Origin of the sequence: uncultured Ruminococcus sp., from assembly GCF_937915125.1 — a bacterium.
Classification (GTDB): Bacteria; Bacillota; Clostridia; order Oscillospirales; family Ruminococcaceae; genus Ruminococcus_C.
In genome coordinates this window covers 12,720-29,412 of the sequence record NZ_CALDMP010000098.1, presented here as the reverse complement: position 1 = coordinate 29,412, position 16,693 = coordinate 12,720, and the positions used below count along the sequence as shown (strand labels likewise).

Genomic DNA, 16,693 nt, shown 5'->3' with positions numbered 1-16,693 from the left:
CGAACATCTGTGGACGGAATATCCCAGCAAGATCGGGTATGCAGAGATGCACCGGGCATTGGAACACCCATTCCGCAAGCTGAAACGGAAATACGGCGGCGACAAACAGGACTGATATTTTCACAGACCGCCGCATAAACTGTTTCGGAGGTGAATGCCATGAAACGGATGATGGCGGCGATGCTGGCAGTGCTTTGCAGTTTCATCCTGCTGGGACGCAATGGTGTACTTGCTGCGGAGGAACCGGAAATAGCAGCGGCGGCGTATGTACTCATGGAGGCGGAGACGGGTACGGTTCTGCTGGAATCGGGTGCAGATACACAGCTTTCCTGCGGCATGATGGCGAAGCTTATGACAGCACTCCTGACGGCGGAACAGCTGGAGTCGGGACGCTGGACACTGGAAACAGAGCTGACTGCCAATGAAGCCGTCAGCGGCATCAAGGGTGCCGTCATCTGGCTGGTGCCGGGAGAGACCATGACAGTGGGCGACCTGCTGAAAGGTCTGATTATCGGCAACGCCAACGATGCCGCCGTTGCACTGGCAGTGGGCGTCAGCGGCGATACGGAAAGCTTTGTCATGGACATGAATGCCCGTGCCTTTGATCTGGGGATGCACAATACACGTTTCAACAGCCCTCAGGGAAATCATGAAGAGGGACAGTATACCACGGCGAGAGACCTTGCCCTGTTGTGTGCAGCCCTGTCCCGATACGATGTGCTGACGCCGTATTTCCAGACGTGGCGTGATTTTCTCCGGGGCGAAGCCACAGAGTTGGTCAATGAAAACGTGCTGGCACGGACAGATGATACCAGCATCGGCTTCAAGGCATGCCACACGGAGACAGACGGCTGGAGCATTGCCGCCGGAGCGGAACGGCAGCATATGAAGTGCATTGCCGTAGTGCTGGGCTGTCAGACGGATGACGACCGATTTGCTCTGGCGAAATTGCTCCTGCGCCGGGGCTTTGCCGGGTGGAAAGTGGTGCAGCCGGGCTTTTCCGCAGAATTCCTCTACCCGGTAAAAGTCCGTGGCGGTGTGGATCAGGCAGTTCTGGTGGAACCGGGGGAATTGCAGGGGCTTGTGGTGCCGAAATCATGTAGTGAACTGGAAACTGTGCTGGTTCTGCCCCGGTATGTGGAAGCGCCTGTGCGCCGGGGACAAAAGCTGGGAGATGCTGCTTTCTACCAGGGTGATACCTTGCTCTTTGAAACGACAGTTGTCGCCGCAGAATCCGTCCGGGCACGAAATTTCTGGGATGCGTTACAAAAAATCACCGTCAAAATGCTAAAATTATAATTGTTTAAGTTGTACAGATTATACAAGAATCTGGATTCCCCTTGCAATCGGGCGCAGAATATAGTATGATAGATATGGTAAAGTGGTTGAGCAATACCCTGCGCTCCGAAAACGGTGCGCTGTATGGCTGCTATAGCCTTTTAGAAAGTGGAGGGAATCGTATTATGTCTGTCAAGCTGAATACAAAATATCTGGCAAATTTTGTTGGCGATGATGAGCTGAACGGAATTCGTCATCAGGTAGAGGCGTCTGCGGAAATGCTGCACAACAAGACCGGTCTGGGCTCGGATTATCTGGGCTGGCTGACCCTGCCGACGGATTACGACAAGGAAGAATTCGCACGCATCCAGGCGGCTGCAAAGAAGATCCAGAGCAACTCTGAGGTTCTGGTTGTGATCGGTATCGGCGGCTCCTATCTGGGCGCACGTGCTGCTATCGAATTTCTGAAATCGCCGTTCTATAATAATCTGAAGAAGGATACACCGGACATCTACTATGTGGGAAACAACATCAACCCCACCTATCTGAACGAAGTGATCTCCATCTGTGAGGGCAGAGATTTCTCTGTGAATGTCATTTCCAAGTCCGGTACAACAACTGAGCCGGCGCTTGCATTCCGTGTGTTCAAGCAGCTGGTGGAAAAGAAGTACGGCAAGGATGGCGCAAAGGATCATATCTTTGCAACTACCGACAAGGCAAAGGGTACGCTGAAGGAACTATCCGATGCAGAGGGCTATGAGACCTTTGTGGTACCGGATGATGTAGGCGGACGTTTCTCTGTACTGACCGCAGTAGGTCTGCTGCCGATTGCTGTGGCAGGCTGCGATATTGCCGCACTGATGGAAGGTGCTGCACAGGCACAGAAAGATCTGACAGCAGATTTCGACAACAACGACTGCTACAAGTATGCAGCGCTGCGGAATATTCTCTACCGCAAAGGCAAGAGCGTGGAAATGCTGGTTTCCTATGATCCCAGCTTCGTTATGATGTCCGAGTGGTACAAGCAGCTGTTCGGCGAGAGCGAGGGCAAGGATAACAAGGGCATTTTCCCGGCATCCGGCGTATTCTCCACCGATCTGCACTCCATGGGGCAGTATATCCAGGAAGGCAGCCGCATTCTGTTTGAGACTGTTGTGGATATCAAGCAGCCGAAGCAGGACTTCTATCTGGAGCCGGACGCAGAGAATCTGGACGGTCTGAACTTCCTGACTGGTCAGAATATGTCTGTTGTAAACCGCAAGGCACTGGAAGGCGTTATCCTGGCACACACCGACGGCGGCGTTCCGAATATGATCCTGGAAGTCGAGGATGTTTCGGAGAAGAGCCTGGGCTATCTGATCTATTTCTTCGAAAAGGCATGTGCAGTTTCCGGTTATCTGCTGGGTGTCAATCCCTTCAACCAGCCGGGCGTGGAAAGCTACAAGCGCAACATGTTCGCACTGCTGGGCAAGCCGGGCTATGAGGATCAGAAGGCAGCTCTGGAGGCACTGCTCGCCAAGTAAATGATGGTCACCTCTAAAAACCCGCTCACCCGTCATCTGCGGCGCATTTGACGGATTCGGGGGTTTTAGAGATGCCCTGATGAGTTTCACAGCTGCAAAGCGGCTGTAACTGATAAGGCAGTATCGTGCAGTTTTTGTACGATATTGCCATAAGAATCTGTTTCGGCAGGTTCTAAAAGCCATGCCGGATTCCGGCACGAAAGGAGTAAAATTATGATTCAACTGATTACAGGAAAAAAAGGCACCGGAAAGACCAAGATCATTATCGATAAAATCAACGCAGCAGTCAAGGATACCAACGGCTGTCTCGTTTGCATCGAAAAAGGTGAGACCCTGCGCCGTTCTATCAGCTACAAGGTAAGATGGTGTGATGCAGAGCAGTTCAACATCGACAGCTTCGACGCATTCTATGGCTTCGTTGCAGGTATGCTGGCTGGCAACTATGACATCAAGGAGATCTATGTTGACGGTATCCTGAAGATCGCTGGTGCTGATTTCGAGGCACTGGGCCGTATGCTGGAAAAGCTGGACAAGCTGACCGGCGACGATTCTTCCGTGACTTTCACCGTTTCTGCAGATGCCGCTGAACTGCCGGCTTCTGTGACAAAGTACATGGACTAAGAAAGGCTGAAACCAGCACTTTTTCGGATTTTTTGAAAAAGGGCTTGACAAGCCGGGCAAAAATTTGCTATAATAGGGAATGCAATGCGTGAAAGGAAGCAGGTATGGTTTTACAGCTGCGGGAGCTTTTTCAGATTGAGGGTATGCGGATGCCGGTGGAGTATGAGATCACACCGGAGGAGCTTGCCGATGTACGTGGATATCAGTTTGATGCACCAGTGACGGTATCGGGTTCCATTCGGAACCGTGCCGGCATTGTGACACTGGATTACACCGTCTCCTGTACGCTGCATGTGGTCTGTGACCGCTGCCTCAAAGAGCTGACGCGTGACTATTCGTATGACTTTTCTCACACAGTTGTACAGTCGCTGCAAAGCGAAGGGGACGTGTATGACACATACCTGGTGGCACAACACGACAGCATTGATATGAATGAGACAGCAATCTCAGATCTTTTGCTGATGCTGCCGACAAAGATGCTTTGCCGGGAGGACTGTAAGGGTCTGTGCGATATCTGTGGGTGCGATCTGAACGAGGGCACCTGCGACTGTCGAAAGTAGAAGGAGGTGCCAAAACATGGCTGTACCGAAGAATAAGGTCTCCAAGGCAAGACGTGACAAGAGACGTTCTGCTGTTTGGAAGCTCGATGCACCTGCAATGAGCACATGCGACAACTGCGGCGCATTTAAGGCTCCGCACAAGGTTTGCAAGAACTGCGGATTTTACAAGGGCGTTGCTGTTCTGAAGATGGACGATGCAGAATAAGCGCTGACAAAATGTAGTATTTTGTACGAGGAGGAGAGGCGGCCTGTGCCGTCTCTCTTTTTTGTTTGCTGTAGAATTGCGGGGAATTCTGGATGTTTTCTATGATATGGCGCAATATTGTAGGGGCGAACTGTGTTCGCCCGTGCACAACGAAACGTAAAAACAGGATATATAACGCAAAAACAGGATAAATAACAAAAAAGGAGATGACAAATTTATGGCATTACCAGTTGTTGCGGTGGTAGGGCGTCCCAATGTGGGAAAATCTACCCTGTTTAATAAGCTGATCGGTCAGCGGCTGTCCATTGTCGAGGACACGCCGGGCGTAACACGTGACCGGATCTATGCCAAGGGCGAATGGCGAAACCGGCAGTTTATGCTGGTGGATACCGGCGGCATCGAAACAGTCACCGATGACGTGATCCTGAAACAGATGCGCCGCCAGGCGGAGCTTGCCATTGAGCGTGCCGATGTGATCGTTCTGGTCACAGATGTGCGCTGTGGTGTCACGGCTGACGACAGCGCTGTGGCAAGTATGCTCCAGAAAAGCGGCAAGCCTGTGGTGCTGGCTGTCAATAAATGCGATTCCATCGGCGAACCGCCCCTGGAACTGTACGAGTTCTACAATCTGGGCATTGGCGATCCCTATCCCATCTCTGCGGCGCACGGTCACGGCACCGGTGATATGCTGGATGCAGTGTATGATCTTCTGCCGCCGGAGGATGCACTGGAAGAGGACGAGGATGCCATCAAGGTCGCCATTATCGGCAAGCCAAATGTGGGAAAATCCTCTCTGGTGAACCGCATTGCCGGAGAAGACCGTGCCATTGTGTCCAACGTTGCTGGAACGACTCGTGACGCAACGGACACCACGGTGGAAAATGAAAATGGTAAGTTTGTCCTCATCGACACTGCCGGTATACGGAAAAAAGCACGTGTTACCGAGCGAATTGAGCATTACAGCGTACTGCGTGCCTATATGGCGGTAGATCGTGCGGACGTGTGTCTGATTCTCATTGATGCGGCAGAGGGCTTTACGGAACAGGATTCCAAGGTTGCCGGCTATGCCCACGAACAGGGCAAGGCGTCCATCATTGTGGTGAACAAGTGGGATCTCATCGAAAAAGACGGGAACACCATGAAGGAATATGAGGAAAAGCTGAAAAATGATTTCAGCTTCATGTCCTATGCGCCGTTCATGTTCATTTCCGCAAAGACAGGACAGCGTGTACAGAAGCTGTTCGAGAAGATTCAGGAAGTCCACATGCAGAACAGCATGCGCATCTCCACAGGTATGCTCAACGATGTGCTGGCATATGCCACCACTCGTGTCCAGCCGCCGTCGGATAAGGGACGCCGCCTGAAGATTTATTATATGACCCAGGCGAGCACCAAGCCGCCTACGTTTGTCATTTTCGTGAACCGTGCCGACTTGTTCCACTTCTCCTATCAGCGGTATATTGAAAACCAGATTCGCTCCACCTTCGGGCTGACGGGAACGCCTGTGCGGTTTGTGGTACGGGAACGTGCCAGAGATGAGAAATAACGGAGGTTGCAGTTATGCTGATTTTGGCAATTGTTTTATCGGCAGTGCTGTCCTACTTGCTGGGCAGCTTCAACAGTGCCATACTGGTGGTGCGTCTGCTGAAACACAAGGATATCCGGGACTATGGCAGCCATAACGCCGGTCTGACCAATACCCTGCGCTGTTTCGGAAAGGGCTGCGCTGCTTTGACCTTGCTGGGCGATCTGGCGAAGGGCATTATTGCCGTGTGGCTGAGCCGGGGCATCTGTGTGCTCCTGGATACTGGGCTGACAGCCCAGCAGGATGTGCATTTTATCGGCTATATCGCCGGCATCTTCGCCATTCTGGGGCATGTGTTCCCCATTTATTATCATTTCAAAGGCGGAAAGGGTGTTCTGGTGGGCGTATCAGTATTTCTGGGCATCGACTGGAAAGTCTTTTTGTGCCTGATCCTGATTTTTATTGTTGTTCTGGCAATTTCCCGATACGTTTCCCTGGGTTCTATCATCGCTTCGGCTTTTTGCCCGGTGATCACATTCCTGTTTCAGATGTGGCAGCGGGGCGATCTTCCCATGTGGTATATCTGGCTGAACACCGGACTCTCTGCCCTGATGGCGGCATGGGTCATCTGGATGCACCGAAGCAATATCCAGCGGCTGAGAGCCGGAAACGAAAATAAATTCTCATTCCATTCATCCAAGACCCACGAGTGACAGAAGGAGGGTAATTATGGCAAAAGTAACCATCATTGGTGCCGGGGGATTCGGCGTAAGTCTTGCGATCATTGCAAATCAGAACCACCATGCGGTGACGGTCTGGGATATTTCAGAGGAGATTGTCCAGGCAATTCTCCGGGACGGGGAGCATAAGACAAAGCTGCCCGGCGTACCGATTCCGAAAGAGATCGGGTTCACCTGCGATCCCCAGTGCATGGAGGGCAGCGATCTCATTGTATTCGTTGTGCCGTCCCAGTTCATTCGCTCTGTGGCACAGCGGCTGAAGCCCTATATTACGCCTCAGATGGTGCTGGTCAATGCCAGCAAGGGACTGGAAGAAGACACCTTTTTGACAATGAGCCAGGTGATTCAGTCGGAATATCCCGACAATGCGGTAGGCGTGATCACCGGGCCGTCCCATGCCGAGGAAGTGGGGCGGGGCGTTCCCACCACGGTAGTTGCAGCGTCGAAAAACGAAGCGGCTGCGGCAATGATACAGGATATGTTCTCCAGTCACACCCTGCGGATTTACATCAATACTGATCCGGTGGGCTGTGAGATCGGCGGTGCGCTGAAAAATATCATTGCACTGGCAGCAGGCGTCTGTGACGGGTTGAAATGCGGCGATAATACCAAGGCTGCCCTGATGACGCGCGGTATTCATGAGATCACCAATCTGGGCGTGAAAATGGGCGGAAAGCCGGAAACGTTCAGCGGTCTGTCCGGTATCGGCGATCTCATCGTCACCTGTTGCAGTATGCACAGCCGCAACCGCCGTGCAGGTATCCTCATCGGCGAGGGCGTTTCGCCTGAAGAGGCGGTAAAGCAGGTGGGCACGGTGGAAGGCTACTATTGCTGTCATGCGGCGTGGAAGCTTGCACAGGTGCACCATGTGAGTATGCCCATTACGGAACAGCTGTACCATGTGCTGTTTGACGGCGCAAGTGCAGCCCAGGCAGTGCAGAATCTCATGAACCGTCCGAAAAAGCGGGAATATGAGGATATTTTGTCCTGATTGAGAGTGTTGTTTGAAAGTTGGTTTTGTTGTAAACGTCCCACCGGGACGTTTACAAGGTTTTACTTGTGGAAAAGGGGAAGGGAATGATTTTTGCTGTTATGTTATGGCAGCTGCGAAATAATTGCAAGGAGGAAGCTATATGCTGGATTATCGAATGGATACGTTTCTCTCCCTTTGTGAGACAAAAAGCTATACCCGGACAGCAGAGTGTCTGCATCTGACCCAGCCATCGGTGACACAGCATATCAAGTATCTGGAGCAATTTTATCAGTGCCAGCTGTTTCGCTACGACGGCAGACGGGTGGAACTGACAGAAGCCGGACAGTATCTGCAAGACAAGATGATTCTCCAGCGTGCCCGGGATGCGGAGATCCGGAAACGTCTGAATCGCCTGGAGGAAGACGTGCCCCTTGACATCGGGCTGACGCCCACGGTGGCATTTTCGCCGTTGCTGAAGCCCCTGTGCCCTTATATGCACACGGCTGCTGATCCCAGAGTGAAACTTCATGTGGCAGACACACGCCAGCTGCTGCGGCGGATGCAGAACGGTATGCTGGATGCTGTGATCGTGGAAGGGGATATCCCCGACATGCTGGTAGAGGCGACAGAGCTCCACCGGGAGAAAATCATTGCCGCCACCTGTCCTGCCCTGGCAGAACAGCTCTATGGCTGTACCTGGCAACAGCTCATGCACCAGCCCCTGATCCTCATGGAATCGGGCTGCGGTCTGCGGACATTGGTACAACAGAATCTGAGCAGCCGGGGGATTTCCCTCTATGACTTTGCGGATGTGCTGGAGGTGGATTCGTTCACCATCCTCAAGGAACAGCTGCGCCAGGGAGACGGCATTGCATTTCTGTTTGAGTCCACCGTGGCAAGAGAACGGGCAGAGCATGACCTGAAGCGCATCTATATTGACACGCCGTCCATGTACGGCACAATATATTTTGTTTCCATGCGGGAACGGCTGGAACAGGAACCCCTTGTACGGCTTCGTGATGCCCTTGCCGCTGCGGTATTGCCACAGAAGTAAAATGATCCGCTTTTCGATGCTATGTATCAAAAGCGGATTCGTGTTTTGTTCATGCCTTGACTTTGGCAGTACCAATGCTTGGATTTCTCCTATGACGAGTATGAAAGAGGGATAAAAATGTATTTACTGTTATTGGCGGTTATATATCTTGCATTTATCAGTCTCGGATTGCCGGATTCGCTGCTGGGTTCCGCATGGCCTACCATCCGGACGGAATTTGGAGTGCCGTTGTCCTACATGGGATGGATCTCTATGATCATTTCAGGCGGCACCATTATTTCCGGGCTGATGTCAGAACGACTTACAAAAAAATTTGGAACAAGAGCTGTGACGATCGTGAGCGTTTTTCTCACCGCAGTCGCTTTGTGGGGATTCTCTACTGCAACAGAGTTCTATCAGATGTGTTTATGGGGCATACCCTATGGATTTGGCGCAGGTGCCATCGATGCAGCATTGAATAACTATGTTGCGCTGCATTATAACTCCAGACACATGAGCTGGCTGCACTGTTTCTGGGGCGTGGGAACGATCATCAGTCCCTATATTATGAGTTATGCCCTTACGCATGCTGCATGGACAAACGGCTATCGCATGGTTTCTTACTTGCAATTCGGTATTGCTGCGGTGCTGTTGTTTACGCTGCCCTTGTGGAAAGTCAACAAGTCCGCCGCTGTGAAAGAAAATAACACTGAAATTCTTGGCATAAAAGGTGCTCTGAAAATCGAAGGCGTGCCGTATCTTCTGGTGGGTTTTTTGTCCTATTGTGCGGCAGAAGCCACAGCCATGCTCTGGGCAAGCAGTTATCTGGAGGGGACGAGAGGTGCAGCAAAGGAAGAAGCTGCTGCATTCGGTTCGCTGTTCTTTATCGGAATCACAGTGGGAAGATTTTTATCAGGCTTTTTGTCGGATAAATTGGGAGACAATAGAATGATCCGCCTTGGCACAGGCATTGCATTATTTGGTGTGTGCTTTATCACACTCCCGTTCAAAATCACATCTGTGATAGGATTTATCATAATCGGTCTGGGGCGTGCGCCGGTTTATCCGTGTATTATTCATTCCACGCCCAAAAACTTCGGCGCAGAGCATTCACAGGGCATTATCGGCATTCAGATGGCAAGCGCCTATGTTGGTTCAACCTTTATGCCGCCCATTTTTGGTCTCATCGCAAATCACATAAGCTTGAAACTCATGCCCGTGTATCTTGCATTTTTTATGATTCTTCTGCTTGTTATGATTGCAAAAACCGAAAAGGCATGCCATACGAATCCCGATAAAATTGCGGTATAATCTGTGGCGGTGTGCAGGAAAAGTACGGCATTGTCCTTTCTGCTCTGGATGGACACAATGGAAGTAACCGAAAAATGATCCGGGAAGGCTATCCATTCTTCCCGGGTCATATCTTTATGTCCCTTCCGCATTTTCGTGCGGAAGTTTTTCTGTTTCACGGTGAAAAATTTTTGAGAAGTGAGATATTTTGCCCATCCCGATCGTTATAGGGGTGAAGCGCTTCAAAAAGAAATGCCGAAGGAGGTGGACTGAATGGAAGAACTGGAATTTCAGCAGAAGCTGAAACAATACAAAGACACAGTTTACCGGATCGCTTATACCTATCTCCGGAACAAGGCGGATGCAGAGGACGTGGCGCAGGAGACATTCCTGAAATTCTTTATGCACAAAGAACCATTTCCGGACGAGGGAATGGAAAAGGCATGGCTCATTCGGGTTACCATCAACGCCTGTCACGATCTGTGCCGTTCGGCGTGGCACAAAAACCGGGCAGAACTGCCGGACGAGTTGGCGGATGCCTTTGCAGAGCCGTCAGAAAATGCCCTGTATGCAGCGGTATTTTCTCTGCCGGAGAAGTATCGGGTAGTGATCCTGTTGTATTACTATGAGGAATATTCCGTGAAGGAGATCTCTCAGATCACCGGGCGGAATCCCTCGACCATTCAGACGCAGCTGGAGCGTGCCCGAAAGAAATTGAAGGCACTGTTGGAACAGAAAGGTGGGTTTCACTATGGACAAACGGCAATACAAACGAGTTATGGAACAGATTCGCATGTCGGATGACTGCGAGCAGAAGATCCTGGCGGCAGTGCAGAAGGGGGAACAGCCTGTTTCCGCAAAGCCCCGTGTAACATGGAAAAAGAAAGCTGCCATTGCCATTGCGGCAGCGGCGTGTGTCAGTGTGGTTAGCGTCTGCTCTGTGGCAGCGGCACAGCATGTCAGCGTGCTGCAATTGCTCTTCCCGGAAATGACAGTGGAAGAAGTACCGGAATCCGCTGTGAACCTGTATGGCACCATGGAGAATTTCACGGTGACAGGCATGGAGGGCATGACCATTACACCGTCAGCAGTTGTGCATGATGCCAGAACCATTTATCTGCTTTTCGATGTGGTGCCGGATGAGGGCATCGATCTGGAAAACAGGATGCTCATGGAATATAGGGTACCATCTCAGAATGGACTGCAATATCCGAAAATCAACGGCGAAAGCGGCTGGAAAGAAGATGGCGAACCTTTTGCATTGGCAGGAGGCGGACGAGGCCCAGAACTGACCGCACTAGGGGATGGCTCATATCAATTTGAATATGAGCTGAAATTCCAGGAACCCTTTGATGCAGATACGCTGGATGTGGAGATCGCACTGTCGGATGTTACGGACTTGCTGAAAGAACAGGACGGTTATATCGAATCCGGACAAATGGAACTGCTGGGGATGATCTCAGCAACCCTGCATCTGGGAGAACCGTTGGAAGCACGTTCGTATACTTTTAAGGAGCCAGTATGCATCGAATCCATCAGCGGAACAGCATATCTGGAACAGCTGGGGATGCAAGGATTTACGCTGACAGCTTCCGGCACAAGTCAGGGAAGTCCGCAGAGTCCTGAATATGCTTTGACGCCGGTGGTTCTGACTCTGACAGACGGCAGCACACTGTCCGGTATTGTCATAGGTGCTTCGTATTATCACGATGGCGGAGACTGGGATTTCGAATGCCGTCTGGAAAAGCCCATTGACCCGGCGGATGTGGTTTCCGTGCAGCTGGGTGACAATATGGTTCCTCTCAATTAACCATTTCCCGTTTTCACATACAACTCTCCAAAAAACCGGGTGCAGCGATTCACATAGCTGCATCCGGTTTTGCTTTTGCGCACGCAAATCAATTTTAAAATTATATGCTGTAAAATGAATCATTTTATGTAGGGGCGACCATTGGTCGCCCGCCAAAAATCCAGGGTAATACCGCACAAAGATTGTGCGTCAGATGCGCCGTCAGATTTTTCGTCAGATGAAACAAAAAGCGGAGTGAATACTTTGTGTATTCACGAGCATTTTTGTGAAATATGACGGAAAATATGCAAGCATATGACGTGCAAAGCCGTCAGGCGCTCTTTGTGCGGTGTTGCCCCAGGCAAACCGCAACGGGCGACCAATGGTCGCCCCTACAATAGAAATAGCCGCCTTATGTGGAAGTCAGGCGGCTATTTCCGTTTTATGAAGAAACTGCAAGTCAGCGTTATACAGAAACAGCGTTACCCACAAAAGGGATAACGCTGTTTTTTTCTGTTCTATTTTTCGTTTGAATGGAACATATTACTTTTGCAGAGTGCCGCTGGAAAGTGCTTTCAAATAGGCATTGATGAAGCCGTCCAGATCGCCGTCCATGACTGCCTGGATATTGCCGTTTTCAAAGCCAGTGCGGTGATCCTTCGCCAGGGTATAGGGCATGAACACATAGGAACGGATCTGTGCACCCCATGCGATCTCCTTCTGGACGCCCTTGATGTCAGCGATCTTGTCCAGATGCTCTCGTTCCTTGATTTCTACCAGCTTTGCACGGAGCATTTTCATGGCGTAGTCCTTGTTCTGGAACTGGCTGCGCTGGGTCTGGCAAGATACCACAATGCCTGTGGGCAGGTGGGTCAGACGGACAGCGGAGCTTGTCTTGTTGATATGCTGACCGCCGGCACCGCTGGAACGGAATACGTCCATTTTGATGTCCTCAGGACGGATGTCTACTTCCATGGAGTCGTCGATTTCCGGCATCACTTCCAGCGCCGCAAAGGAGGTGTGGCGGCGTCCGGAGGAGTCAAAGGGCGATACACGCACCAGACGGTGTACACCGGATTCTGACTTCAAAAAGCCGTAAGCATTGTCGCCGGAGATCAGAATGGACGCACTCTTCATGCCGGCTTCGTCACCGTCCAGATAGTCCAGCAGTTCTACTTTGTAGTTGTGGCGCTCTGCCCAGCGGTTGTACATACGATAGAGCATTTCCGCCCAGTCCTGCGCCTCAGTACCGCCGGCACCGGCGTGGAATGTGAGGATGGCGTTGGAACTGTCATACTCGCCGGTCAGCAGGGATGCCAGCTTCAGGGATTCCAGTTCCTTCACAAAGTTGTCTGCCTCTTCGTTCAGTTCGGCGTTGGATTCCTCCTCGCCCTCTTCCATGGTCAGTTCAATGAGCGTCAGGATGTCCTCCAGGGACTCTTCCATTTTCTTGTACTTGTTGATCTTGTTCTCCAGTGCCTTGGATTCCTGGAGTACCTTCTGGGAATTCTCCAGATCATCCCAGAAGCCCGGTTCGGCTACCTGCTTTTGCAGTTCGTCATAGCGTGCCTGTGCGGCTTCAATGCCCAGAACCTCATACAGTTCTTCCAGTTCCTTTCGGTAGTCGCTCATGGTGACGCGCAGTTCATCTAATAAAATCATGGGTATTCTCCTTTATGTCGTAGTGATTTTCAGGATCAAAATAGTTGAGGCAACACCGCACAAAGAGCGCCTGCCGGCTTTGCACGTCATATGCTTGCATATTTTCCGTCATATTTCACAAAAATGCTCGTGAATACATAGAGTATTCACTGCGCTTTTTGTTTCATCTGACGAAAAATCTGACGGCGCATCTGCCGCACAATCTTTGCGCGGTATTGCCTTGAAACTTCCTGTGATTCCTCGTATCTTTCTTATTATACTACAAAATCGTCTGAGATGCAAATATTTTCTTTGGATATTGAAAAAATTTTTCCCATGTGGTATAATAAGAAGAAAGGCAATACCGCGCAAAGCCGTCAGGCGCTCTTTGTGCGGTGTTGACGAAAGTACCCAAAGGAAAGAGGGATGGCATATGGGGCTGCATACAGGAGACCCGTGCTTCGGCTGCGGAAAGAAATTGCAGGAAAAGGATGATGTGGTAGTCTGCCCGGAGTGCGGCACACCCTATCATCGGGAATGCTGGACAAAGAACAACAAGTGCATCAATATAGAACTGCATCAGTCCGGGGAGACCTGGAAATCAGAACGACAAAAAGAGGAAGAGCAGAAGCCGGAGCAGATCTGCCCCAATTGCGGCACTGCCAATGATCAGGCAGCCCAGCGGTGTCAGAACTGCGGTGCATCTATGGCAGAACCGCCGCAGATGCCGTCCTGGGAGGAAAACGGGGACAGCGATGTGCCGCCCCAACGGGATTCCTTCCGGGAACGGATGCGCAGGACAGCAGAGATGATGGGAATGGACGATCCCTGCTGCGGCATGAACCGGGACGATGTTATCGGCGGAGAACGCCTGGAGGATGTGGCGGATTTCGTGGGCAACAACACTCTGTACTATCTGCCGAAATTCCGGCGGTTCCATGAGGGACATAGGATCTCCCTGAATTTTCCCTGCCTGATTTTTCCCCAGTTTTATTTTGCAAACCGGAAAATGTGGCTGTTTTCTATTATATTGATTGCCGTTCTGACGCTGCTCCATCTGCCTCAGATGGCAATGATGCTGCAAACGTCACTGCCGGATATGCTCCAGATGATAAAGAGTTCTGAGGGAAGTGCGCTGGCAGAAATGTATCCCAACATACAGCAGGTGATGCAGGGGATGCTGGAACGGCTGGAAAACTGTGAGACCCTTGTGTATAATGCAGCGGTGATCTGCAACTACCTGGAAGTTGGCATGACCATTGTTCTGGGACTTTTCGGAAACTGGCTGTACTACCGTTTTGTGCTGCGCCAGGTACACCAGATCGCACAGGAAGATCTGTCCAAAGAAATGCGCCGTCACCGGCTGCGTGCCCAGGGCGGTACAAATGGCTGGCTCATTGTGGGCATGGTCGCTTTGCAGTATCTTCTCACTGGCGTGCTGTTTTTGGTTTTATTTGCAATTCTAATGATGTAAAAATAAGGGACTGTCTGCAGCAGTCCCTTATTTTCGTTGATATGCTTTCCTAGAGGCTGACAAGCATCAAAATCCAACAAGAAAACGGTGCGATGTGGGTATCGCACCCTACAATCACCACGAATTTCGTAACGTTTTGTAGGGGTCGATGCCCACATCGACCCGTGAATCAGGATTTTGCTGTCCTTGCAGCAACCCTTTTGTGCGGTGCTGCCTGAAGTTTAATCCGTTTCTTTTCCTACGGAATTGCTTGCATAAGTCAGAAGCATCTCATAGGCATCGTTGGCGTCTACCTGCCCATTCAGATCATAGTCCGCAGCCACACGCTGTACCGGCTGGAGCGGATCCTCTTTTCCTACGGAACAGCTTGCATAAGAGGTCAATGTCTCGTATGCATCGTCGGCGTTGATGATGCTGTCGTTGTTGACATCACCGTTCTGGAGATAGCGGATGGGGTCGTCATGGATGAGAACTGTTTCATCATAGGCAAGCTCTGTTATCATGTACGAGTAATTGTCCACGGACTGCACCAGTCCGTGTTCCATCAGGGTGCGAATGGAATCATACCAGTTTACGGAATTGCCATTCAGGCTGATGGTATATGAGGTCGGATCATCTGTGGACTGTTTCAGGGAATTTAATTCCAGGTAGGGTGCGAAGTCCTCTTTGGTCAGCGCACTGCCTTCTGGAGTAGGGCAGGTGACAGTCAAATTTGTCAGGGTGAGCAGGTTGGGAGATTCCGAAATAAAATAGCCGGCTTTGGCGTAGTCGATATGCTGAAATCCCGGCAGTGCATGGAGTATCTGCAAAACCGCTTCTTCATCATAATTGAGTGCTTCGCCGCAAGCGAACAGCCAGGTGTTTCCCTCGGCTTCTTTATCCTGGATCAGATAGGCTGATCCGGCATAATAATAATACATGGTGTCGAAATTCGGATTCTTTTCCACCGTTGCTGCGGCGTTGTTCTTTTTTTGGGTGATGAGACCGGACAGCTGTTCATATACACTGTCATCAATGGTATAACCCTCTTCCAGGGTAATGCGATAGCGGTTTGCAGTAATATAAATTTCATCATACCCCTGGTGATCCAATGCGAGGATCCTGTTGGGATTGTATGAACTTGGCACAGCGAGAATATCCTGTCGTTCCGGCAATTCCATGATAAAGCGTGTGAAATTGTCAAAATGATACCTGGATTCCATGCTGACAGAGGCAATGGGGACTTCGTTCCACTGATCAAGATCATAGAAAGCACCAAAATAGCCGTTGCTCCATTCGCCGCAGCGATAAACAAAGAAAAATGTCTGAGTCGTTTCGTCAAAAACAATAGAATCCGGATCAATCAGGCTGTAGGGAAAATCCGCAGTCCCATTTTCAGCCAGATCGTTCAGCAGAGCAAAAATGGCTTCTTTTCGTGCAGCAGTGTCTTTTGCCTGATATGTGCTGTCATCCAGGAGTGTATCAATTTGCATATTGACTTCGCTGATCTCGTTCAGTTCGTCGTTCGTATAATCATCAGCAACGAGAATACGCACTGTGTTGGATTGTACGCCGTCTGCAATGACATAATAAGAGTATACCGCAGGTTCTGTTGTTGAAATGACAGTGCGATAGGAATAGATGCCGTCTCCGGCGAGATTGTCGCCGCTGTTGGTGTAGGCACCGTCATCACGCAGAACGCCGATCTGTTCGCCGGTGTCGCCGTCCATAAGCATAATTTCATCTGGTTTCTGGTCGGTTTCCACCCGAAGGATTAGCGCATCCGAACCGGGGTAGGAATCGATCTGAAGAAATTCATACCGGTTTGCTGTCAGGATGATGGGAATGCTTTCCTCCGCCGAAGTCGGCAGGCTCACAGCAGTACTGCCCAGGAGCAGACTCAGTGCAAGTGAGATGGATATCAGTTTTTTCATAAGAATTACCTCCTTTGAATTGGTTTGGAAAAATGTCTCTTTATAAAGGATACAATGGAGACGGCAGAAATGTTGCAATTCTTTCAGAAATTCAGAGTGATGCACAAGAACTATCCCAGGCTTTTGTA

The 16,693-nt window shown here is 50.7% G+C and carries 15 protein-coding genes; 13 read left to right on the top strand and 2 right to left on the bottom strand.

Annotated elements, in window-relative coordinates; all coding sequences use genetic code 11:
* The first annotated feature begins 159 nt into the window (after positions 1-159).
* The 12 genes from Q0418_RS10040 (at position 160) to Q0418_RS09985 (ending at position 11,558) form a co-directional block, all read left to right on the top strand.
* Complete coding sequence (locus tag Q0418_RS10040) at positions 160-1,299, top strand: D-alanyl-D-alanine carboxypeptidase family protein (RefSeq protein ID WP_298484000.1); 1,140 nt, start codon at positions 160-162, stop codon at positions 1,297-1,299.
* A gap of 164 nt (positions 1,300-1,463) precedes the next feature.
* Positions 1,464-2,801 (top strand): glucose-6-phosphate isomerase, encoded by a 1,338-nt coding sequence (locus Q0418_RS10035; protein WP_298484084.1) that lies wholly within the window; start codon positions 1,464-1,466, stop codon positions 2,799-2,801.
* A gap of 213 nt (positions 2,802-3,014) precedes the next feature.
* On the top strand, positions 3,015-3,422 hold the full coding sequence (locus Q0418_RS10030; RefSeq protein ID WP_298483999.1) for a hypothetical protein: 408 nt from the start codon (positions 3,015-3,017) through the stop codon (positions 3,420-3,422).
* A gap of 104 nt (positions 3,423-3,526) precedes the next feature.
* A complete protein-coding gene (locus tag Q0418_RS10025; RefSeq protein WP_298483998.1) occupies positions 3,527-3,982 on the top strand; it encodes a DUF177 domain-containing protein in 456 nt (151 codons plus the stop codon).
* A gap of 16 nt (positions 3,983-3,998) precedes the next feature.
* Positions 3,999-4,187: a 50S ribosomal protein L32 gene (rpmF, locus tag Q0418_RS10020; RefSeq protein WP_295215703.1), complete on the top strand. Its 189-nt coding sequence runs from the start codon at positions 3,999-4,001 to the stop codon at positions 4,185-4,187.
* A 217-nt stretch (positions 4,188-4,404) separates the two neighbouring features.
* Positions 4,405-5,733 (top strand): ribosome biogenesis GTPase Der, encoded by a 1,329-nt coding sequence (gene der / locus Q0418_RS10015; RefSeq protein ID WP_298483997.1) that lies wholly within the window; start codon positions 4,405-4,407, stop codon positions 5,731-5,733.
* 14 nt (positions 5,734-5,747) lie between these two features.
* Positions 5,748-6,425: a glycerol-3-phosphate 1-O-acyltransferase PlsY gene (plsY, locus tag Q0418_RS10010; RefSeq protein WP_298483996.1), complete on the top strand. Its 678-nt coding sequence runs from the start codon at positions 5,748-5,750 to the stop codon at positions 6,423-6,425.
* Between the two features lie 16 nt (positions 6,426-6,441).
* Positions 6,442-7,443 carry an NAD(P)H-dependent glycerol-3-phosphate dehydrogenase gene (locus tag Q0418_RS10005; protein WP_298483995.1) on the top strand — a complete coding sequence of 334 codons (1,002 nt, stop codon included), beginning with the start codon at positions 6,442-6,444 and terminating at the stop codon, positions 7,441-7,443.
* A 142-nt stretch (positions 7,444-7,585) separates the two neighbouring features.
* On the top strand, positions 7,586-8,479 hold the full coding sequence (locus Q0418_RS10000) for a LysR family transcriptional regulator (RefSeq protein ID WP_298483994.1): 894 nt from the start codon (positions 7,586-7,588) through the stop codon (positions 8,477-8,479).
* A 117-nt stretch (positions 8,480-8,596) separates the two neighbouring features.
* A complete protein-coding gene (locus Q0418_RS09995; RefSeq protein WP_298483993.1) occupies positions 8,597-9,769 on the top strand; it encodes a sugar MFS transporter in 1,173 nt (390 codons plus the stop codon).
* A gap of 252 nt (positions 9,770-10,021) precedes the next feature.
* On the top strand, positions 10,022-10,552 hold the full coding sequence (locus Q0418_RS09990) for an RNA polymerase sigma factor (protein WP_298483992.1): 531 nt from the start codon (positions 10,022-10,024) through the stop codon (positions 10,550-10,552).
* The gene (locus Q0418_RS09985) at positions 10,500-11,558 is read left to right on the top strand and encodes a hypothetical protein (RefSeq protein WP_298483991.1); all 1,059 of its coding nucleotides are present in this window, start codon (positions 10,500-10,502) and stop codon (positions 11,556-11,558) included. Before Q0418_RS09990 ends, Q0418_RS09985 begins: the two co-directional genes overlap by 53 nt.
* Before the next feature lie 522 nt (positions 11,559-12,080).
* On the opposite strand, the gene prfB is transcribed toward Q0418_RS09985, so the two are convergent.
* Positions 12,081-13,199 (bottom strand): peptide chain release factor 2, encoded by a 1,119-nt coding sequence (gene prfB / locus Q0418_RS09980; protein WP_298483990.1) that lies wholly within the window; start codon positions 13,197-13,199, stop codon positions 12,081-12,083.
* Positions 13,200-13,611: 412 nt separating this feature from the next.
* Between prfB and Q0418_RS09975 the strand changes: the two genes are divergently transcribed.
* Positions 13,612-14,652, top strand: a complete 1,041-nt coding sequence (locus Q0418_RS09975) for an RING finger protein (RefSeq protein ID WP_298483989.1) — start codon at positions 13,612-13,614, stop codon at positions 14,650-14,652.
* Positions 14,653-14,873: 221 nt separating this feature from the next.
* Here the strand turns inward: Q0418_RS09975 and Q0418_RS09970 are convergent, their stop codons facing one another.
* Positions 14,874-16,565 (bottom strand): hypothetical protein, encoded by a 1,692-nt coding sequence (locus Q0418_RS09970; RefSeq protein WP_298483988.1) that lies wholly within the window; start codon positions 16,563-16,565, stop codon positions 14,874-14,876.
* Between the last annotated feature and the right edge of the window lie 128 nt (positions 16,566-16,693).